The sequence below is a fragment of the Arthrobacter sp. CG_A4 genome, from assembly GCF_035985125.1.
Lineage (GTDB): Bacteria > Actinomycetota > Actinomycetes > Actinomycetales > Micrococcaceae > Arthrobacter.
This window is the reverse complement of sequence record NZ_JAXCID010000032.1, coordinates 22,274-43,103: the sequence shown is the minus strand read 5'-3', so window position 1 is coordinate 43,103 and position 20,830 is coordinate 22,274. Positions and strand designations below refer to the sequence as shown.

The following is a 20,830-nucleotide window of genomic DNA, read 5'->3' as shown; positions in this document are numbered from 1 at the left end:
AGGCAATCTCCGCCACGGGGTACGGGCGTGTCTGAGGACGTCGCGGCGGCCACCACAGTACCGGCCACAGCTGCGGAAACCAGTCCGGACAACCCCTGGCCGCTGCAGCTGATGTCCCAAAAGCTCAAGATGCACATCGACCGGGCGCCCTCCGCCTGGGTCGAAGGACAGGTCATCGAGTTGAACCGGCGCGGCACCAACGCCTATCTGACCCTGCGTGATGTCGACGCGGAGATCTCCCTCCCGGCGTCCGTCTGGACCAACGTGCTGGACCGCCAGGAGACGCCGCTGGAACGCGGCTCCCGTGTGGTGGCCCTGCTCAAGGCCGACTTCTGGCTGAAGACCGGACGGCTGAGTATGTCCGTCAAGGACATCAGGCCGGTGGGGCTCGGCGATTTGCTGGCCAGGATAGAGCGGCTCCGCCAGGCCCTCGCTGCCGAGGGCCTGTTTTTGGACGCCCGGAAGAAGCGGCTGCCCCTGCTCCCCCACCGGATCGGCCTGATCACCGGCCGGGATTCGGACGCCAAGAAGGATGTGCTGCGCAATGCGGCGCTGCGCTGGCCCGCCGTCGAATTCGAGATCCGTGAAGTGGCGGTCCAGGGAAACACCGCCGTCGCGCAGATCATCGGCGCGTTGCGCGAGCTGGATGCCCGCCCCGAAGTGGACGTGATTGTCATTGCCCGTGGCGGCGGCGCCCTCGAAGATCTGCTGCCCTTCAGCAACGAGGAACTCATCCGCGCCGTGGCCGGTGCTGTGACGCCGGTGGTGAGCGCCATCGGCCATGAGGCGGACCGGCCGATCCTTGACGATGTGGCGGACCTGCGCGCCTCGACCCCCACCGACGCCGCCAAACGGATCGTCCCCGATGTGGTGGAAGAGCTCGCCCGCGTCCGGCAGGCCCGGGACCAGCTACGGCGCGGAGCCGCCCGGCTGGTGGAACGGGAGACCGACCGGCTGGCTTCGCTGCGCTCCCGCCCGGTGCTGGCGTCCCCCGAGGGTATGGTCACCACACGGAACGACGACGTCGAGCGGCTCAAGGGCCGCTCCCGCGCGGCGATCACCACCGCCGTCGTCCGGGCTGCCGATCAGCTGATCCACCTCAAGTCGCAGATCCGGGCGTTGTCTCCCCAGAAAACGCTGGACCGCGGCTACGCCGTCGTGCAGCTCGCCGGGGGTGAGCTGGTTCCGGGAGCGGGCCGGGAAGTGGTGCGCCACCCCGGCCAGGCCCCGTCGGGCACGGCATTGACGGTACGCGTGGCCGGCGGCCGCTTCAGTGCGGAGTCCACCGGAGGCCAGGAGCCCGCCGACGACTGACCCGGCGGACTCCGCCCGGGTCGATGACATTTTCCAGAACCACCCGTCCTCCGGGACCAGCAAGGAGCAGTACGCCATGGCAGCTGAAACGAACCCCAACACCGACATCGAGGCCCTGAGCTACGAGGACGCCCGCGAACAACTCCTCGGCGTCGTCGGCAAGCTGGAAGCCGGCGGTGCGAGCCTGGAGGAATCCCTCGCGCTGTGGGAACGCGGCGAGGCGCTGGCCAAGCGCTGCGAGCAGTGGCTCGAGGGCGCCCGCAAGCGGCTTGCCGCAGCCCGCGACCAGGCCGCGCAGACCGGCTAGGCACGCGGACCGGCCGGGCGCCCGCAAGCGGCTCGCCGCAGCCCGCGACCAAGCCGCGCAGACCGGCTAGGCACGCAGACCGGCCGGGCGCCCCGGGCCGGACTCAGGAGCGTTCCACCAGCTCCCGCTCCATGCCGACGTCCAGATCAGGTACCGGCCACTGCAGCTTCAGCCCCTCCAGGGCCTCCAGCAGCAGCTGCTGGACCGCGACCCGGGCGTACCACTTCTTGTTGGCGGGCACCACGTGCCACGGGGCTGCCTTGGAGCTCGTCTTGTCGAAGGCCGCCTGGTAGGCGTCCATGTAGTCGGTCCAGAAGGCCCGTTCCTTGAGGTCGTTGCTGCTGTATTTCCAGAGCTTGGCCGGGTCGTCCAGCCGCGCCAGCAGGCGTTCCTTTTGCTCGTCCCGGCTGATGTTGAGCATGACCTTGACGATCGTGGTGCCGGCCGCCGTCTGCCGGGCCTCGAAGTCGTTGATGGCGGTGTAGCGGCGCTCGAGTTCCTCGGGGCTGGCCCAGCTGTGGACCCGGTGGATGAGCACGTCTTCATAGTGGGAACGGTCGAAGACGCCCACCATGCCCGCGGCCGGCGCTTCCTTCTCGATCCGCCACAGGAAGTCATAGGACTTCTCCTCCGGGGTGGGGGCCTTGAACGACTTGAGCTGGACCCCTTGCGGGTTCATGGAGCCCATCACGTGCGTGACAATTCCGCCCTTTCCGGCGGTGTCCATGGCCTGCAGGATGAGCAGGATGCGCCGGGTGCTGCCGAACCTGGACCCGGCAAATAGCTGCTCCTGGAGCTGCGCGAGGTTGTCATCCAGGTCAGCGAGCAGTTCTTCGCCGGCGTTTTTGTCCCCGTCATAGCCCGGGGTGGAGTCCGGATCCGAGTCCTTCAGGCTGAAACCCTTGCGCGCCTTCAGGGTGGCTGAGGAGTTCTTCGTAAATCTCACGACGTCTGCCATCAAGGGCCTCTTTCCGGTTCACGCAGCCTCCGTTAGGGACACATGGGAGCACCCATGCCGCGCTGCTGTCCTCAGGCTAGTTGCCCTTGTACCGGCTCAGGAAGTCCGCCATGCGGTTGATTGCCTCTTCGAGGTCCTTCACCAGCGGCAGCGTGACCATCCGGAAGTGGTCGGGGCGGACCCAGTTGAAGGCGCGGCCGTGGGAGACGAGGATCTTTTGCTCGCGCAGCAGGTCCAGGACGAATTTCTCGTCGTCGCGGATGCGGTACACCTCGGGATCAAGCTTCGGAAACAAGTACATGGCACCCCGCGCCTGCTGTGTGCTGACGCCGGGGATGGCGTTGAGCATGTCGTAGGCCTTGTTCCGCTGCTCAAGCAGGCGCCCGCCGGGGAGGATCAGATCGTTGATGCTCTGGTACCCGCCGAGCGCCGTCTGGATCGCGTGCTGCGCCGGGACGTTGGCGCACAGGCGCATGTTCGCGAGCAGGCTGATGCCCTCGAGGTAGTCCGCGGCATCCTTCTTGGGTCCGGAGATGGCCATCCAGCCGGCCCGGTAGCCGCAGACCCGGTAGGCCTTGGAGAGACCGCTGAACGTCAGGCAGAGGACGTCGTCCCCGGTGAGGCTGGCCATGTTCACGTGCACGGCGTCCTCGTAGAGGATCTTCTCGTAGATCTCGTCCGCGAAGAGCACCAGGCCGTGCTTCTCGGCGAGGGCCACGATCTTCTTCAGCGTGGCCTCCGGGTAGACCGCACCCGTGGGGTTGTTTGGGTTGATCACCACGAGGCCCTTGGTGCGCGGGGTGATCTTCGCTTCGAGGTCCTCCAGATCCGGCTGCCAGCCGGAGTCCTCATCGCAGAGGTAGTGCACGGGCCTGCCGCCGGCGAGGGCCACGGAGGCAGTCCACAGCGGGTAGTCCGGTGTGGGGATCAGGACCTCATCGCCGTCGTTCAGCAGCGCCATGAGCGACATCGTGATGAGCTCGCTGACGCCGTTACCCAGGTAGATGTCATCGACGTGGATGTTCTGGATTCCGCGGGTCTGGTAGTACTGCGACACTGCGGTGCGGGCGGAGAATATCCCGCGGGAATCGCTGTAGCCCTGGGCGTGCGGCAGGTGCCGGATCATGTCCACCAGGATCGCGTCCGGGGCTTCGAAACCGAACGGCGCCGGGTTGCCGATATTCAGCTTGAGGATGCGGTGTCCCTCGGCCTCCATCTGCTGGGCGGCTTGGAGGATCGGTCCACGGATGTCGTAGAGGACATTATGAAGCTTGGTGGACTGCTTGAATTCTGCCATTCATCAAATATGCCATATGGCGGATGTACTGCGTCCGCGTCATGTCTCACAGCCGTTTCCGGCCGTCACAGGCACCGGGACCACCGCGGCAAACACGACGGCGGCAACCGGACCCCGCCGTGAGGCAAAGTCCGGCAGCCGCCGTCGTACGTCAGGAAATGAAGGAGGTGCGCCCTACATGACCAGTCCCTTGTCCTTGAGCCATGCGGCCGCAGCGTCCTTGGGGTTCTGCTTCTGGCTTCCGCTGACCGCGCGGTTGAGGTTGATCAGGTCGTCCGTGGTGAGGACCTTGGAGACCGAGTTCAGGGCTTCTTTCGCCTTGTCCGTCATCTTGGCCTTGTTGTAGAGAGGCAGGACCTGCTGGGCGATGAAGTTGTTCTTCGGGTCTTCGAGCACCACCAGATCGTTGTCCGCGATGGACGGGGTGGTGGTGTAGATATCGGCCACCTGGACCTGGTCCGAGAGCAGGGCCTTCAGCGTAACGGCGCCGCCGCCGTCGCTGAACGGTTCCAGCTTCTTGGGGACGCAGTTGTAGTTCTTCTTCAGGCCCGGCAGGCCGTAGGCGCGCTCGGCGAAGGTCGCCGGGGCGCCCACCACGATCTCGCCGCAGACCTTGGCCAGGTCCTCGAGGGACTTCAGTTTGTACTTCTCGGCGGTGGCCTTGGTGACCACCATCGCGTCCTTGTCCTCGGCCTTCGAGGCCTCGAGCACGGCAAGGCCCTCCGGCAGCTTGCCGGGCAGCGCCTTGAAGATGTCCTCGGCAGAGACCGCTGTGGCATCCTTGCTGACGTGCAGCAGCAGGTTGCCGCTGTAATCGGGGATGACATCCACCGAGCCGTCCTGGACGGCCTTGAAGTAGACCTCGCGGGAACCGATGTTCGGCTTGGTGCTCGCCGTGATGCCGGCCGCGTTCAGCGCACCGGCATAGACCTCGGCGATGATCTGGCTCTCGGGGAAATCGGCGGAACCGATCACGAGGGCTGAGCCGGACGCGGCACTGCCGGTGGCGGGGGCGGACGAGAGCGGATTGGATGAGCCTCCGCAGGCGGACAGGGCCATGGCCAGGCCCAGGCCGGCGGCCAGGCCGCCGAATGCGCGCCTGGCAAGTGCTTGGGGGCGGGGTTCTTTCATGACGTACCTCCTTGAACAACAGGCTCCGGGGTTACGGAATCTGTGAGATCCACCGCAGCCTGCTGGCTCCGGTTTGGCTGGGATGAGGCCCCCCGTGACAGGAAGAGCCGCTGGAAAAGGGCAAGGACCAGGTCGATGGCGATGGCGAGCCCCGCGATGAGGAGGGAACCGCCCAGCATCTGCGGGAAATCGGACAGGACAAGCCCGTCGAACAGATAGCGGCCGAGGCCACCGAGGTTAATGTATGCCACCACCGAGACGGTGGCGATCACCTGGAGGACACCGGTCCGGAAGCCGCCGAACATCACCGGCAGCGCGTTGGGGAACTCGGCGCGGAAGAGCACCTGGAGTTCGGTCATGCCCATGGCCCGCGCAGCGTCCACGACGTTCCGGTCGACGCTGGAAATGCCGGCGTAGGTCCCGGCAAGCAGAGGCGGCACGGTCAGGATCACAAGGGCCCACACCGGCGGCATGAGCCCGATGCCGGCCAGCAGGACGAAGAGCGTCAGCAGGCCGAGGGTGGGCAAAGCGCGGAGGGCGCCGGCGAGGGCCACGACGGCCACCCGCCCGCGGCCGGTGTGCCCGACATACAGTCCGATGGGAATGGCGATGGCGGTGGCAATCAGCATCACCAGGCCCGTGTACTGCAGGTGTTCGGTCAGCCGCGCCGGGATCCCGGCGCTGCCGGACCAGTGCTCCGGCTCGGCGAGCCAGGCGAAGGTGTCCGTGACGACGTTACTCATGCGTTCCCCCCGCCGGACGGGAGACGCGAAAACCGCTGTGCCGCGGACGGAAGGGCCGCCCTGTCCGGGGTGGGCCCCTGCGCTGCGGCGGCTCGGGTCCACGGCGTCAGCAACCGCTCCAGAAGCACCAGCACGGCGTCCATCAGCAGCGCGAGGATGAGGATGGCAATGATGCCCACGATCACCTCGGTGACGAAGTCGCGCTGCAGCCCCGAGGTGAACAGCATTCCGAGGTTCCCGATGCCGAGCAGTGCCGCGACGCTGACAAGGGAGATGTTGCTGACCGAGACCACCCGCAGCCCGGCAAACAGCACCGGCAGCGACAGCGGCAGGTCGATCTGCAGAAAGCGGGCGAACGGCTTGAATCCCATCGCGACGGCGGCCTGCCGGAGGTCCTCGTCCACGGAGTCGAAGGAATCCAGCGCGCCACGGACCAGCAGTGCGACGGCGTAGACCGTCAGGGCCACCACCACGTTGACGGGATCCAGGATCCGGGTACCGAGAATGGTGGGGAGGATGATAAAAAGCGCCAGCGAGGGAATGGTGTAGAGCAGCGAGGAGGCCGTCAGGACCACCGAGCGCAGGGCACGGTTCTGCCTCGCGAACTGGGCGAGCGGGATGGAAATCAGCAAGCCGAAGATCATCGGCAGGATAGCCAGGACGAGGTGCTGGCCGGCCAGGCTGACGACTTGCCCGCTGTTGGCCAGGAACCAGTCCATCAGAGCGCGCCTTGCCGGGCCACGCGGTCCGATTCGATCACGGCGAGCACCTCATCGGCCTTGATGACACCGGCTACCCGGCCCTCGGAGTCCACGGCAACGCCGAGTCCGGAGGGCGAGGAAAGGGCCGCGTCGAGCGCGCGCCGGAGTGTGTCACCCTTGCGGAAGAGCGAACCGCCGGGGACCATCGCCGGGACGGCTCCGGTGACCGCGCCGGGGCCGGCCCAGCCGAGGGGGCCCAGCCCGCCGTCGACCACCAGCTGCCACTCGTCCGGGATGCCGCCGTCGTGCTGGAGCTGCTCCGGGGTGACGGTCCGGGCCTGGTGGATGGTGACGCCGTCGGAGGGGCTGAACCCGAGGTGCCGGAAGCCGCGGTCCCGGCCCACGAAGGACGCCACGAAGTCGTTCGCGGGGGCGCGCAGGATTTCCTCGGGGGTCGCGTACTGCGCCAGTTTGCCGCCGAGGCCGAATACTGCCACCTTGTCCCCCAGCACCGTGGCCTCGTCGATGTCGTGGGTGACGAAGACAATGGTCTTGGCCAGGTCCCGCTGGAGCCGGAGGAGCTCCTGCTGGAGTTCGTCGCGCACCACGGGATCGACGGCGCTGAAAGGTTCGTCCATAAGGAGCACGGGCGGGTCGGCCGCGAGCGCCCGGGCCACGCCGACGCGCTGCTGCTGGCCGCCGGACAGCTGTGAGGGGTAGCGCTTGCCCAGCGACGAGGCCAGGCCGACGACGTCGAGCAGTTCCTGCGCGCGCTTCCGCGCCTCGGTCTTGGAGACTCCGTTAAGCCGGGGCACGGTGGCGATGTTGTCCAGCACGGAACGGTGCGGCATCAGCCCGGAGGACTGCATAACGTAGCCCATGGACCGCCTCAGCTTGGCCGCCGGAACCGAGGTGACGTCCTCGCCGCCCACGGTGATGGTTCCCGACGTCGGCTCGACCATGCGGTTGATCATCCGCAGCGAGGTGGTTTTCCCGCAGCCGGAGGGGCCGACAAAAACCGTGATGGCCCCTTTGTCAATGGACATGGTCAGATCATCTACGGCAGCCTGCCCGCTTTGGTACTGCTTGGTGACACTCTGGAACTCGATCATGGCTTCAGCCATTTCCGGGCTTACCTAACTGTTGGCGGCGACGACGGACCGTCCGGCCAACTGATCATATGCATGCTGATTTTTTGCTGCAAAGCGGGTAGAACCCAGCGTAGCCAGCGACGGCGAGAAAGTCAGTGCCGCAGCGGCTGCCGTCTCGATTCGTAGGAGACCGCACGTTGCTTCGTAGCAGACTGCCTTTTGGATGTGTGCCATGCAACGCGGGGTCACTCCGCGCCCATTCCACCCGGCGGAATGGGCGCGGAGTGACCCCGCGTTGCTTTTGTCGCTGCGCCCCGTCAGCGGCTCCGCCGGGCGCTGGCTTTTGCCGGCAGCTGCGAGCTTTTGCTGCCACTCCCGCTGATACGCCCGGCTCGCTGCCGCGTCGTGGCGCCGGCCCAGGGCGGCGACTTCGCGCTGCAGCTTCAAATAGCTCGTCCAGCGGCGGTCATCGAGGGAGCCGTCCGCGAGCGCGGCCTGCACGGCAGAGCCCGGTTCCCGGCCGTGGGCGCAGTCGGAGAAGCGGCACGCCCCGAAGAGGTCCTCCAGGTCGCCAAAGATCTCCGCCATCGCGTCATCCGCATCGAAAAGTCCGAAGCCGCGCACGCCCGGGTTTCCATCAGCACGGCCCCGCCCGCCAGCGGCACGAGTTCACGGGACGTCGTGGTGTGCCAGCCTTCCCGTCCCCCGCCCGGACCGCACCGGTTTCCTGCGCCTCGAAGCCGACGAGGGCGTTGATGAGCGTGGATTTGCCCGCGCCCGAGGGTCCAAGCAGCACAAGCGTTCCGCCGGGCGGCAGATGGCCCAGCAGTTCATCGAGACCGTCGCCCTGCTCGGCCGAGGTGGTGACCACGGCGACGCCGGCGGCCTGGCGCATGACCTGCCCCACGACGTCGTCCGCCACGTCCCGGAGGTCCGCCTTGGTGATGATCACCAGCGGTGTGGCGCCGGAGTCCCAGGCGGCGACGAGGGTGCGTTCGAGCCGGTTGTGCGTGAGCGGGCGGTCCACCGGGACGACGACGCCGACGACGTCCATGTTGGCGCCGAGCACCTGCGGCTCCGAAGACCCTTCGAAGGCGCGTTTGCGGCTCAGCTCCGAGTGGCGCGGCAAAACTCCCACGATGGCGGGCTCCCCCGCAGTATTGGTGCCGAGCCAGACCCAGTCCCCGGTCGCGGGAAGGTCCCCGCCGCGCGGATAGGGCAGGTGGAGCGCCCCGTCCCGGGCGGCGACGAGAACCAGGTTCCGGTCCACCCGGACAACCCGGCCCGTGCCGGTGCCGGCCGGCACGGGGTTGGCCGCGAAGTGCGCGGCGACTGCAGGGGTGTAGCCGTAGCGGTCCGGACCTGCGGTTGCATCGATGGTGTGGCTGGTTTTGGCGGCGTCTGGAGCGCCCGGTCGTACAAACGAGGGGCGTACAAAAGGAGAAGTCAACGAAGTCCCTTGGCTGGGGCCCCGGTGCACCTGCCGCGCTGGCGGTTCACTGGGAACCAGGCAGCTGATGCGGGCTAGGAGGTGCTAAAAGCCGGGGCAGGAGTACTGATGTGGCTGGTATCGGCGCGCATCGCGCGCTGCGCAAGTGCAGTCATCGTCTCCACCTCCCCGCTCCTGTTACCGCTTCGTCGTTGCCTCTATCGCCGGCGCGTGCCGGCGGCGCTCCTATGCTATCCATGCCTGCCCCGGCGTGGCTAGGGCAAACCGTCAGGGAAGTTTGCCGTTTAGCGGCCGCTCACGGTAGAGCCGGAACGCGGCGTCCACCAGCGAGACCTTGTTCAGCCCGTCGACGTCGGCCAGCCGGATCCAGGCCGCGTGGGTGGTGCTGCCGTTCACCTCGTGCCGCAGCTCCCCGCCGGTGATCTCCGCCTCGTAGACAAGGCGCAGGGACTGGAAGTCCCGTTCGCCGCCGTCGATCCGGATCTCGGCAGGCCAGTGCCCGACGTCGATCCCCAGCATGGTGCCGATCTCGGCGTCGTACCCGGTTTCCTCGTAGACTTCCCGCCGGCACCCATCCACCGGATGCTCGGCCAGATCGAGGCCTCCGCCGGGCAGGGTCCAGCCTTCCTTGCCGCCCTGTTTCCAGTACGCCAGCAGGATGGCGCCGTCACGGATGATGACGGCGTAGGCGGCAGGGCGGGTGTCGAAGTTCAGGCTCATTCCCCCAGCGTAGCGGCGGGACTAGCCCTGGCGGGTGTGGTTCAGGCCGGACTTGTCCTGTTCGGCCACGAGCTGGAGCACTCCGAAGACGGGCTCCCGCTCCAAGACGCGCACGTCGCTGATCCCTGCGGCCGCCAGGGCCGAGCGGAAAGACTCCTGCAGCCGTGGCACGTTCATGCCGAGTCCGCCGCCGAGGATCACCGGGCCGTCGATGCCCAGCTGCCGCACGCACTGGACCGCGAGTCCGGCAAGATCGCGACCGGCCTGGTCCACGAGCGCCTGGCTGGCGGCATGGCCGGCGGCGGCGGCCTCGAGCACGGACCGGGCCCGCTGGGCCCAGTAACGGCGTCCGGTGTCCGTGGAGTGGAAGAGCGCGATCAGCTTGGCGGGGCCCTCCACGCCGCAGGAGGCCAGCAGCGCCATGGTCAGCTCGTCCGGTTCCAGCCCCAGGTTCATGCGGCGCAGGCTATGGCGGACCGCCTCGCGGCCCAGCCAGTAGCCGCTGCCTTCGTCGCCCAGCAGATAACCCCAGCCGCCGGCGCGCGCCTCGTCGCCGTGGCCGTTCCTGCCCCAGGCTGCCGAGCCGGTACCGCCGATTACGGCAACGCCGGTGTTCGCCCCGCCTGCGGCCAGCAGCAGGCGTGAATCGTGGACCACGGTGATCCGGGCGCCCGGCACATGCGGGGCAATCAGGGCAGCGAGCGCCGCGGCGTCGGCGTCGGTATCGATGCCGCCCGCTCCCGCATAGACCTGGCCCACGGCTCCCCCTCCGATCAGGGCAAAGAGCTCCGCGAGGTGACGCGCGGCTTCCTCCCGGCTGACGTTCTGGACGTTGGAGCTGCCCACCGATTCATCGGCCACCGCCTGGCCGTCCTCGAAGCGGACGCCTCGGGTCTTCGTTCCGCCAATATCAAGGCCAATCACGGCACCGGCTGCAGGGGCCCGTGCGGGGGACGGCCCGGTTGCCGGCCCGGTTGCCGGCGACGGCGAGGACACCGGCGTGGAAGGCGTAGAGACCGCATGGGTATGAGGGGACACAGCGTCCGCCGCCGGCGGGATGTCAGAATGGGTCACCAGACCAGCCTACTGAATCGCCTCCAGGAGTGAGCCATGCCGCACGCCCTCTTCGGTACCCGCATCATCGCCGCTCCGATGGCCGGCGGCACGTCCACGCCGGCCTTCGTCACCGCCGTGCACGCCGCCGGGGGCCTGGGCTTTCTCGCCGCGGGGTACAAGACCGTGGACGCCATGACGGCAGAAATCCGCAACACCCGGGGCTCCGGGGCACGTTTCGGGATGAACGTCTTTGTCCCCGATCGCCCCCGGCTGAAGCCGACAGATGGCCTGCGCGCGGAGCTCGAGGCCTACCGCTCCGAGCTCCGCGTCGATGCCGCCCGTTACGGGGTGCAGCTCCCGCCGCTGCGGTTCGACGACGACGATCACTGGCAGGCCAAGATCGACGCGCTGCTGGAGGATCCGCTGGAACTGGTCAGTTTCACCTTCGGGCTGCCGGGCGCGGAGGTGATACGAGCCTTGCGCCGGGCGGGCTCCGCGGTGCTCGCCACGATCACCACTGAGGCCGAAGCGCTACAGGCCGCCGAACGCGGCGCGGACGCGCTCGTGGTCCAGCATGCGAGCGCCGGCGGTCACAGTGCCGCGTTCCTACCGGGTTGCGTTCAGCCGGCTACGACGGCGGAGCTGGTCGCCCGGGTGCGGTCCGCCGTCGGGCTCCCGCTGATTGCCGCCGGCGGGGTCATGGACCGCTCCGGGCTGGACGCCGTGCTGGCCGCCGGAGCCGACGCCGCCCAGCTGGGCACCGCGTTCCTTCGGACGGATGAGAGCGGAGCCCGGCAGCTGCACAAGGATGCCCTGGCCAGCCCGCACTTCACCCGGACCCGGCTCACCGCCGCTTTCACTGGCCGCCAGGCCCGGGCGCTGGTCAATGAGTTCGTCCGGGACCACCCCCACGCACCCGAGGCCTATCCGGCCATCCATCACCTCACCGCTCCGCTGCGCGCGGCCGCGGCTGCTGCCGGGGACCCGGAGCGGCTGAACCTCTGGGCCGGCACAGGCTGGCGGCAGGCGCGGACCGGTTCCGTGGCGGAGGTGGTCGCGGACGTGACGGCAGGGCTGCCCGCCGGCGACTGACCACCACCCGTTAAGCCGAACCCGCCGATGGTGTGCTGGGTGCGCCCGAGCCCGGCCAACAGTGGCAGCAGCGGAAGCAGTTGCACGAGTTGTTTGCGTTCCTCGTCCATGGCACCGGCTGTCCTCATCCGTTCCGTACTTGACATTGATTCCATGGCAAACATGCATTGGATGCAGGCCTTGGTCGAGGCCTAAGGTGGTTGGATGCCACGACCCGCATTGCCCCGCCGCGCCGCCGCACGCGTTCCGCCCGGGCCACCCGTCCCGTCTTCCGACGGCGTCCACCCGGCCGCTGACGGCGCGGCTCCCGCTGCGGCTGCGGCTCCCGCTGCGGCTGCGGCTCACGCGGACGCTCCCGCCTGGGCGGGACATCCGAAAGGATCCGCGGCGTACAGAAAGGTTCTTGCCGGACTGGCCTTCGCCGGCGTCGCGACCTTCGCCCAGCTGTATTCCACCCAGGCGGTGCTGCCCATGATGGCGGCGGACCTGCAGGTCACGGCGGCGGAAGCGGCCCTGACCATCTCGCTGGCCACCGTGGGACTCGCCGTGACCGTACTCCCATGGTCTTTCCTGGCCGACCGGATCGGCCGGGTCCGGGCCATGATGTGGGGCATCTCCGGCGCCACTGTCCTGGGGCTGCTGGTTCCGCTCGCCACAACCTTTCCGATGCTCCTGGGTCTGCGGATGCTGGAGGGTATGGCCCTGGGCGGCATCCCCGCAATCGCGATCGCGTACCTCAACGAGGAGGTCAACAAGGCCCACGCCGCCATGGCGGCCGGAAGCTACGTCGCGGGCACCACCTTGGGCGGACTCTCCGGCCGGCTGCTGGCCGGCGTCGTCGGCGAGCTGTGGGGATGGCGGGCCGCGGCGCTGGCCGTCTCCCTCCTGGCCGCGGCGGCAGCCGTGTTGTTCCTGGTCCTGGTGCCGCAGGCGCGGGGATTCACGGCTGCGGCGGCCAGCGGCTTCCGCGGCGCGCTCCGGACCCTGGCGGGCCACGGCCGGAATCCCCGGCTCCTGGCCCTCTACGTCCAGGCGTTCCTGCTGATGGGCGGCTTCGTGGCGGTCTACAACTACCTCGGCTTCCGGCTTACCGGGGAACCCTTCAGCCTGCCCGCCGCCGTCATTAGCCTGATCTTTCTCGCCTACTTGTCCGGAACGGTGTCCTCACGCTGGGCCGGCGGGCTGACGCTGCGGTTCGGGCGGCGCAGCGTCCTGATCGCCGGAACCGTGCTGATGGTAGTCGGCCTGGCGATGACGCTCACCCAGCTGCTGGCCCTCATCATGGCGGGCCTGCTGCTGTTTACCGGCGGCTTCTTCGCGGCGCACAGCGTCGGCGCGGGCTGGACCGGAGTCATTGCCACGACCGGCCGCGCCCAGGCGGCCTCGCTCTACAACCTTGCGTACTACCTGGGCTCGAGCATCATCGGCTGGGCCGGCGGGCTGGTCTTCCAGTCACTCGGCTGGACGGCCCTTGCCCTTACCGTGATCGGGCTGGCGTGCACGACGGCGGTGATCACCGCCGTCGTGCATCCCGCACGGCAGCAGCCGGTGCCCCGCGCACCGGCACCGTAGCGCTGGAACGACCGCAGGGCTGGCGCGCCTTTTCGCTGATTCGTCCGGGAGTCTTGGCCCGGGAGTCTTGGCCCGGGGGCCGGGGGCCGGGAGGGCACGGCTCAGGGACATGCCCCGCGCCGGGCCCAACGGCTGGACATAATGTCATTGTGCCCGGTCCCAGGCGCGAAGAATGGGCATGTCCCGCGGGACTGGACACCCGCCCCAAGGGACATGCCCCGCGCAGTGCCCAGCGCGTGGACATAGTGTCAATATGCCCGGTCCCAGGCGCCAAAAATGGGCATGTCCCGCGGGACTGGACACCCGCCCCAAGGGACATGCCCCGCGCAGTGCCCAGCGGGTGGACAAAGTGTCATTATGCCCAGTCCCGGGTGCGAAGAATGAGCATGTCCCCCGCCCACCGGCGCGAAAACGTCCTGGCGCTGCCGAAACCCCGGCCGAACCAGCGAAAATGACCGCTAGCGCGTCGACTCGATCGCTTGCACGAGGTCGGCCACCACATCCGAGGGGTCCTCGAGGCCCACCGAAACGCGGAGCAGGCTGGCGTGCGGCTTGGCCTCGGCGGCCACCGGCCGGTGGGTGAGCCCGGCCGGGTGCTGGATCAGGGTGTCGATGCCGCCGAGCGAGACCGCGTGCGTGATCATGCGGACCGCGGAGGGGATCCGTTCGGCGTGGTCAGCGCTGGCGAGCTCAAAGGCCAGCAGCGAACCGGGGCCGGCCATCTGCGTCCCGATCAGGCCCTGCGGATCGCATTCCGGCAGACCGGGGTAGAAGACGCGCCGGACCAGCCCGTGACCGGCGAGGGTGACGGCCACTTTCTGCGCGCTGGCCTGCTGGGCGCGGACCCTGACCGGCAGCGTCGCCAGCCCGCGGTGGAGCAGGTAGGCCGGCCAGGGCGTCAGGATACCGCCTGTGACGGCGCGGATCTGGCGCAGCCTGGTGGTCCATTCCGATGCCGCGGCCACGACGCCGCCCATGGCATCGCCGTGCCCGCCAAGGAATTTCGTGGCACTGTGCAGTACCATCGCGGCACCGTGCTTGAAGGGCTGCTGGAGGACAGGGCTGGCGAAGGTGTTGTCGACCAGGAGCGGGACACCGTCCGCGGCAACGGCCACCCGGGCGATGTCGACGAGTTCCAGGCTGGGGTTAGCCGGCGTCTCAAGGATGACCAGTCCGGTGTCCGGCCGGAGGGCGGCGCGGACGCCCGCCGGGGTGGTGAACGTGACCTCGTTGCCGAGGACCCCCGAGGCGAGCAGGTAGTCGCTGCCGCCGTACAGGGGACGGACCGCGACCACGTGCTTCTTTCCGGTGGCCACGACCGCGAGCAGCACCGCGCTCAACGCCGCCATGCCGGTGGCAAAGGCGACGGCCTCCGGGGTGTCCTCCAGGACGGCGACGCCCTCCTCGAAGCGGGCCACGGTGGGGTTCCAGAGCCGCTGATAGACCGTGCTCTGGCCCTCAACATGGGTGCCGCCGGTGGCCATATGCTCATAGGCGAGGCCGCCGTCGTGCACCGAGGGAAGCGGCGCCGTGGTTGAAAGATCGATGGGCACCGCGTGCACGCCCAGTTCAGTGAGGCCATTCCGGCCGGCGTGAACGGCCAGCGAGTCTTGAGAAAGCACCTTGCTCCTTATGAATATTCACCATTAAATGTGGCAAGTATCTGGCAATAATTCGGAGTTTTATAGGGCTGATGAATGGAACTGTCGGAATCGGGCGTTTATGATGAATAGACCACATGTCAAGGAGGATCCGTGAATAGCAGTGCGAAGAATATTCGGCCGGGCGCGGGTGCCGGCGAGCCGCTGGACGCTATCGACGAGCGGTTGCTCGCGGCCCTCGTCGCCGATGCCCGCATCTCCAACAAGCAGCTGGCGGAACTCGTCGGCATCGCCCCGTCCACCGCGTTGATGCGCACCCGCGCCCTGTCCGAGCGCGGGATCATCCAGGGGTTCGAAGCCAAGCTCAGCCTGTCCGCCATCGGCCGCTCGGTGCAGGCACTGATCGCCGTCCGGCTGCGGGCGCACGACCGCGAGCAGATCGACCGCTTCACCGCACGGGTCCCCAAGCTGCCGGCCGTGCTCTCAACCTTTCACACCTCGGGCTCGGTGGACTACCTGTTGCACATCGCGGTGGCCACCACCGAGGACCTGCGCGACTGGGTGCTGGACAACCTGGCCACCGATCCCGTTGTGGGCCATACCGAAACCACACTCGTGTTCGACCACATCCAGGGCAACCAGGGTCCGCTGCCGGACTAGCAGCCCACGGTTCTACGCTGTCAAGCGTCCCGGCGCAGGGCCGTACGAAGGGTGATGACCGCGAGGGTCCCGGCGGCAAGCGAGCAGAGCACCACAAAGCCGGCGACGGCCGCCTGCAGGCCGACCACGCCCGCGGCAAGCCCCAGCCCGATGACGGGGAACGCGCTGCCCAGGTAGGTGATGACGTAGACGGTGCTGACGATCTGCGCGTGGCGCGATGCCTCGACTTTTCCGGCCACATCGTTGAACACGGTCCGGAAGGACACGCCCTGGCCGACGCCGGCCGTGATGCTCGCCAGGATCAGCAGCCACGGGCTGCTCCAGGCGGCGGCAGCGGCAATCAGCAGCACCGATACCGCCAGCACGCCCAGCCCGGCCGGCACCACAAAGCGTCCCCGCACGGCCAGCAGCTGGCTCAGGGCCGAGGACCCGAGCGTCACTCCCGCCAACAGGCCAATCAGCGGCCGTGACTCGGCGTGGACGATCGCCGCAAAGTAGCCGGGCGCAAGCGAGAGGCAGAAGCCGAAGACCGCGAAGCTGAGGAACCCCACCGAGGAGGCCAGCCAGAAGGCCCCGCGGGCCTCGCTGGACACGGACGGCCGCCGTGGTGCCAGCACCCGCAACGGCTGGGGCCCTGCAGTGGAGCTGACGGCCGGCCGCGCTTTGAGCAGGTACAGCGGGACCAGTAAGGCCGCCAGGACAAGGGAATGCAGGTAGTACGGCGTGGACGTTGGCCCGGGAAGGAGCGAGAGCACTCCCCCGATGGCCGGCCCGGCGGCGACTCCACCGGCGGAGGCCAGGAGCGTGAACCGCGAGGCCCACTCCGGACGGCTGGGAAGCAGCTCACGGAGCGCCGCGGAGCTGGCTCCGGTGGCGAGTGCCACCGCAACGCCCTGGAGCGCCCGGCCGGCACAGAGCGCTGTGAGGCTGTCGGCGGTGGCGAAGACGGCGCCGCCTGCCAGTCCCACCAGGACCGCCAGCACCAAGGCGGCGCGGCGGCCGATGTGGTCCGACCAGTGTCCGGCGAGCATCAGCGTCGCCACGAGCGCCAGGACATAGGCGGAGAAGGCCACCGTGACAGCCAAGGCGGTGATGCCGAGTCTGGCCTGCAGCAAGGGGTACAACGGGGTCGCCAGATTGGCACCCACCAGGAGTGTGAAAATCACGACGCCGGCCATGACCAGCCGCGCCGTGGTGGAGGCGTCCCAGGCACGGCGGCCAGCCGTGGCCGGGCGCATGCGGAGTTCGCTAAAGACAGTCAAGCCCGGGCCCTTTGCATGGAAGCGGGCCGCGCGCTTTCCCTCTGGTGGGGGAACCGCCGGCCCGGTGACAATTGGTCCCTAAAGTTTGACGCCTTCATGACCTATTGGGGCTAAGGTCTGTGTCAAAATTGATTAGAATAGTCAATTGCTGGCTGCCAAAGTGAACTGGAGTGATGATTTGAACAGTCTGGACCCCACCGACCTGAAAATCCTGCTGGAACTAATCAGGGACCCGCGAATCCAGATCGGCGACCTCAGTGAATCCTTGGGCATCGCGCGGAACACCGCCCAGTCCCGCCTGCGGCGGATGCAGCGCTCCGGTTTGCTGCACGACGGCGGCCGGGAGATCGACCTTGAGGCGGTGGGCTTCGACGTCGTCGCCTTCGTCACCATCGAGGTCAACCACCGCGAACTCGACGGCGTGGTGGGCGCCCTGCGCCTGATCGCGCAGGTCCTGGAAGTCCACGAGATCTCCGGACGCGGCGACGTCTGGTGCCGGGTGGTGGCCGCCGACACGCATCACCTCCAGGCCGCCCTGCGGTCCATCCTGCGGATCAAGGGCGTCATCAGGACGGAGACCGTACTGGCTCTCCACACGCACATCCCGTACCGCACCGAGCCGCTGATCAGCAGGCTCGCCCAGGGCAGTTCACTGGCTCCCGTCCGCTCGAAGTGACGGTCCGCACCCTCCGGCGCGGCGCGTTCTGCGGCCGCTGCCGCCAAATTCCCCGGGGACACGGGATAATTGCCCCGTGACTATCATCGATAACGCCGTCTACGTTGACGGCGTCCGCAGCGCCGAGCCGCAGAGCCTCGAGCAGACCTTCGAGACCCTGACAGAGCGCGGCGGCATGGCGTGGATTGGACTTTACCGGCCGACGGAAGCCGAAATGGCTGCCGTGGCGGCGGAATTCGGACTGCACGGACTGGCCGTGGAGGACGCGATCTCGGCTCATCAGCGCCCCAAGCTGGAACGCTACGACGACAACCTCTTCACCGTGCTGCGCCCGGCCCGGTATCTGGATGAATCCGAGACGGTGGAATTCGGCGAGCTGCACGTCTTCACCGGCAAGAACTTCGTGGTGACGGTCCGGCACGCCGAGACCGGCGGCGTCGCGCAGGTGCGCCGGCGGCTGGAGCGGCGCCCGGAACTCCTGGCCCAAGGTCCCGAGGCGGTGCTGTATGCGCTGCTCGACCAGGTAGTCGATGACTATCTGCCCGTCGTCGCCGGGCTGGAAAACGACATCGACGAGATCGAGGACCAGCTCTTCGGCGGAGACACGACCGTCTCCCGGCGGATCTACGAACTCGCCCGCGAGGTGATCCAGTTCCAGCGCGCCATCCACCCGCTGCCCGCTATGATGCAGTTGCTCCGGCGCGGCTTCGAAAAATACGGCGTGACGAGCGAGCTGCAGCACAACCTCCGCGATGTGGAAGACCACGTGGCGCGGCTGATCTCCCGGGCCGATTCGTTCCGGGACCTGCTGCAGAACGCCCTCACCCTCGACGGGACCCTGACCGCCACCAGGCAGAATGAGGCGAGCGCGGAACAGAACGAGCAGGTCAAAAAGATCTCGTCCTGGGCCGCCATTTTTTTCGCCCCGTCCATTGTGGCGGGCATCTACGGCATGAACTTCCAATCGATGCCGGAGCTGCAGTGGACCTTCGGCTATCCAATGGCCATCGGGTTGATGGCGGCCACGGCGACGATGATGTACGCCATTTTCAAGAAAAAGGGCTGGCTGTAACCCCGGCAGGCAAGCGTCGGGCCCTTCCGGCCGGCTAGTGCCAAGTCGGCAACGGACTGGTGTCAACGCCGGGCCTGCAGGCCCGGCTGCTTACCGGCGGAGCCGCGCCTGAGCCACAAGCCGGCGGAAGGCCAGGACGAAGACGGCCTCGATCAGGACCATCAGCCCGAGCAGCAGCCACGCACCCTGGCTGATGAAGACGACAGCCCCGCAGATCACGAGGATGGTGCCGAGCGTAAGGGCGTAGACGGCGAAGCCGATGGCCACCTTCGCGCTGCGGACCCCCGTGCGGAAGCCAAATCCCACAGGTTCACCACCCGGGTATCCCGCAACGCGGTCCGGACCCGCCGGCTTGAGCCTATCGAACTCATCCCACGGGTCGCGGTCCTGATCCTGTTCGGCCATGGTCCCATTATCCCGCGGAACGGCCATGCTGCGGGGTGCGTCACAGGCCCGGGGGTCGCATTCGCCGGCGCGGGCTGGCCAGCCTCAGGCGGCGCGCACCTCGACTTCGCCCGGGTCCGCGCCGTCGGCGCCGAACACGAGGTGGCGGTTGGCAATCTTGTCGCTGAAGAAACGGTCGTGGCTGACCACCACCACAGCCCCCGGAAAGTGCATCAGCGCCCGTTCCATGACCTGGGTGCTGGACATGTCCAGGTGGTTGGTCGGCTCGTCCAACAACAGCACCGAGGCGCCGGACAGCAGGCACTGCGCCATGGCGACACGCGCTTTCTGCCCGCCGGAGAGGTTCCCGATCTTCTGCTTGAGATCGGCCTCCGAGAACTGGAACATCGCGAGGAACCTGTTCACGGACTTCTTCGTGGCGCTGAAAGCCAGGCTGTCCGGCAACGCGTTGACCGCGTGGGACACGGTGTCGGCGTCGTCGAGGTCTTCGAGCATCCGGTTGTAAGAGACAAAACCGGGCCCTTTGGCCCAGGCCACGTCGCCGGAATCCGGCTGCTCCTCCCCCGTCAGCACCTTCAGCAGTGTGGACTTGCCGCTTCCGTTGGAGCCGAGGACCACAATCCGGTTGCCCCGGCGGATCTCAAAGCTCAGGCCCTCGAACAGCACCTTTTCGCCATAGGACTTGCCCAGTCCCTCCACCCGGCAGAGCACATCCTTCACGTGCAGGCCGCCGTAGATCTCCGTGACGATCTGGTCCACGGGCCGCGGTGTGCGGGACTTCTTGATCTTGGCCAGTTGGTTCCCCAGCCCGCGGCCGGCGGCCTTCGCAGCCTCGCGGCGGTCGGCGATCCCTTCGGCCTCAAACGCCAACAGCTCCGATTCGTGCACAAACTGCTGCTCAAGGGTCTTGAGGCGGAACTGTTTCTGCACCACATATTCGCCAAAGTTGCCCGGGTACTCGTGCAGATGGAAGTTTTCGACTTCGATGATCCGGGTGACGACGGCGTCCAGGAACTTCCGGTCGTGCGAGACGATGATCGCGGCACCCTTGAAGTCCCGGAACCAGCCTTCCAGCCATTCGACGCCGGCCACGTCCAGGAAGTTGGTGGGCTCGTCGAGCAGCAGCACGTCCGGGCCCTCCAGCAGGATCTTGGCCAGGGCCGCGCGGTTGCGCCAGCCGCCGGACAACTCATCGATCGCGCAGCTGCGGTGCGCCTCGTCGAAGCCGAGGGTGGTGAGTACCGTGTCGATGCGCCGCGGGTAATCCCAGCCGTCGAGGCGGTCCATCTCCTCGAACAGCTCGGCCTGGCGCTGGATCAGCCGGTCGAGGTCTGCGCCGGAAGGGTCCGCCGCGATGGCCGCGTCAATGGCTGCGAGCTCGGCTTCGATGGCCGTGATCTCGGCGAACAGTCCGTCAAGAACCTCCCGGATTGTGGCGTCGCCGTTGAGTTCGGAGAACTGGGAGAAGTAGCCCACCCTGGTGCCCAGCTCCAGGGTCACGGTGCCGGTATCGGGTGTCACCTGGTCGAGGACCAGCTTGAGGATGGTCGTTTTCCCGGAGCCGTTCTTGCCGATCAGGCCCACCCTGTCCCCGGCTTCGAGGCGGAAGAACGCCTCGCGAAGGATCTGGGTGTTGTCGAAGCGGACGCTGACATCCTGCAGCCGGATCAGGCTCATGGGTATTTCTCTCTCGCGTTGGGGCTTGGTAAGGCATGTGCGCGC

The 20,830-nt window shown here is 67.9% G+C and carries 19 protein-coding genes and 1 pseudogene; 7 read left to right on the top strand and 13 right to left on the bottom strand.

Annotated features, from left to right (window positions below; all coding sequences use genetic code 11):
• Positions 1-27 precede the first annotated feature (27 nt).
• Both xseA and RCH07_RS13695 read left to right on the top strand, forming a co-directional pair.
• On the top strand, positions 28-1,314 hold the full coding sequence (gene xseA / locus RCH07_RS13700; RefSeq protein WP_326968028.1) for an exodeoxyribonuclease VII large subunit: 1,287 nt from the start codon (positions 28-30) through the stop codon (positions 1,312-1,314).
• 76 nt (positions 1,315-1,390) lie between these two features.
• Complete coding sequence (locus RCH07_RS13695) at positions 1,391-1,621, top strand: exodeoxyribonuclease VII small subunit (RefSeq protein WP_326968027.1); 231 nt, start codon at positions 1,391-1,393, stop codon at positions 1,619-1,621.
• A gap of 103 nt (positions 1,622-1,724) precedes the next feature.
• On the opposite strand, the gene RCH07_RS13690 is transcribed toward RCH07_RS13695, so the two are convergent.
• From RCH07_RS13690 to RCH07_RS13650, 9 genes and pseudogenes are all read right to left on the bottom strand, one after another.
• Entirely contained in the window at positions 1,725-2,579 is an 855-nt protein-coding gene (locus RCH07_RS13690; RefSeq protein ID WP_326968026.1) for a polyphosphate kinase 2 family protein, read from the bottom strand.
• A gap of 76 nt (positions 2,580-2,655) precedes the next feature.
• On the bottom strand, positions 2,656-3,876 hold the full coding sequence (locus RCH07_RS13685; RefSeq protein WP_326968025.1) for a pyridoxal phosphate-dependent aminotransferase: 1,221 nt from the start codon (positions 3,874-3,876) through the stop codon (positions 2,656-2,658).
• A gap of 174 nt (positions 3,877-4,050) precedes the next feature.
• On the bottom strand, positions 4,051-5,007 hold the full coding sequence (locus RCH07_RS13680) for an ABC transporter substrate-binding protein (protein ID WP_326968024.1): 957 nt from the start codon (positions 5,005-5,007) through the stop codon (positions 4,051-4,053).
• On the bottom strand, positions 5,004-5,750 hold the full coding sequence (locus RCH07_RS13675; RefSeq protein ID WP_326968023.1) for an ABC transporter permease: 747 nt from the start codon (positions 5,748-5,750) through the stop codon (positions 5,004-5,006). Before RCH07_RS13675 ends, RCH07_RS13680 begins: the two co-directional genes overlap by 4 nt.
• A complete protein-coding gene (locus RCH07_RS13670) occupies positions 5,747-6,469 on the bottom strand; it encodes an ABC transporter permease (RefSeq protein WP_326968022.1) in 723 nt (240 codons plus the stop codon). The genes RCH07_RS13675 and RCH07_RS13670 overlap by 4 nt, the downstream gene beginning before the upstream one ends.
• Positions 6,469-7,575, bottom strand: coding sequence for an ABC transporter ATP-binding protein (locus tag RCH07_RS13665; RefSeq protein WP_326968021.1), 1,107 nt, complete (start codon positions 7,573-7,575; stop codon positions 6,469-6,471). The genes RCH07_RS13670 and RCH07_RS13665 overlap by 1 nt, the downstream gene beginning before the upstream one ends.
• Before the next feature lie 291 nt (positions 7,576-7,866).
• A pseudogene (rsgA, locus tag RCH07_RS13660) lies at positions 7,867-8,920 on the bottom strand (ribosome small subunit-dependent GTPase A); the annotation flags it as partial.
• Positions 8,921-9,259: 339 nt separating this feature from the next.
• Entirely contained in the window at positions 9,260-9,712 is a 453-nt protein-coding gene (locus RCH07_RS13655; RefSeq protein ID WP_326968020.1) for an NUDIX hydrolase, read from the bottom strand.
• A 21-nt stretch (positions 9,713-9,733) separates the two neighbouring features.
• On the bottom strand, positions 9,734-10,636 hold the full coding sequence (locus RCH07_RS13650) for an N-acetylglucosamine kinase (RefSeq protein WP_326968035.1): 903 nt from the start codon (positions 10,634-10,636) through the stop codon (positions 9,734-9,736).
• A gap of 186 nt (positions 10,637-10,822) precedes the next feature.
• Between RCH07_RS13650 and RCH07_RS13645 the strand changes: the two genes are divergently transcribed.
• Both RCH07_RS13645 and RCH07_RS13640 read left to right on the top strand, forming a co-directional pair.
• On the top strand, positions 10,823-11,860 hold the full coding sequence (locus RCH07_RS13645) for a nitronate monooxygenase (RefSeq protein WP_326968019.1): 1,038 nt from the start codon (positions 10,823-10,825) through the stop codon (positions 11,858-11,860).
• A gap of 204 nt (positions 11,861-12,064) precedes the next feature.
• On the top strand, positions 12,065-13,432 hold the full coding sequence (locus tag RCH07_RS13640) for an MFS transporter (RefSeq protein WP_326968018.1): 1,368 nt from the start codon (positions 12,065-12,067) through the stop codon (positions 13,430-13,432).
• 458 nt (positions 13,433-13,890) lie between these two features.
• On the opposite strand, the gene RCH07_RS13635 is transcribed toward RCH07_RS13640, so the two are convergent.
• A complete protein-coding gene (locus tag RCH07_RS13635) occupies positions 13,891-15,054 on the bottom strand; it encodes a trans-sulfuration enzyme family protein (RefSeq protein WP_326968017.1) in 1,164 nt (387 codons plus the stop codon).
• A gap of 132 nt (positions 15,055-15,186) precedes the next feature.
• On the opposite strand from RCH07_RS13635, the gene RCH07_RS13630 reads away from it, so the two are divergent.
• Entirely contained in the window at positions 15,187-15,693 is a 507-nt protein-coding gene (locus RCH07_RS13630; protein WP_326968016.1) for an Lrp/AsnC family transcriptional regulator, read from the top strand.
• 20 nt (positions 15,694-15,713) lie between these two features.
• Here RCH07_RS13630 and RCH07_RS13625 read toward each other — a convergent pair whose 3' ends face one another.
• On the bottom strand, positions 15,714-16,955 hold the full coding sequence (locus RCH07_RS13625; RefSeq protein WP_326968015.1) for an MFS transporter: 1,242 nt from the start codon (positions 16,953-16,955) through the stop codon (positions 15,714-15,716).
• 178 nt (positions 16,956-17,133) lie between these two features.
• Here RCH07_RS13625 and RCH07_RS13620 point away from each other — a divergent pair, with 178 nt between their 5' ends.
• Entirely contained in the window at positions 17,134-17,631 is a 498-nt protein-coding gene (locus RCH07_RS13620; RefSeq protein WP_326968034.1) for an Lrp/AsnC family transcriptional regulator, read from the top strand.
• A 76-nt stretch (positions 17,632-17,707) separates the two neighbouring features.
• Entirely contained in the window at positions 17,708-18,703 is a 996-nt protein-coding gene (gene corA / locus RCH07_RS13615; RefSeq protein ID WP_326968014.1) for a magnesium/cobalt transporter CorA, read from the top strand.
• Positions 18,704-18,793: 90 nt separating this feature from the next.
• Here the strand turns inward: corA and RCH07_RS13610 are convergent, their stop codons facing one another.
• Positions 18,794-19,108: a hypothetical protein gene (locus tag RCH07_RS13610; RefSeq protein ID WP_326968013.1), complete on the bottom strand. Its 315-nt coding sequence runs from the start codon at positions 19,106-19,108 to the stop codon at positions 18,794-18,796.
• Positions 19,109-19,192: 84 nt separating this feature from the next.
• A complete protein-coding gene (locus RCH07_RS13605; RefSeq protein ID WP_326968012.1) occupies positions 19,193-20,785 on the bottom strand; it encodes an ABC-F family ATP-binding cassette domain-containing protein in 1,593 nt (530 codons plus the stop codon).
• Positions 20,786-20,830 lie beyond the last annotated feature (45 nt).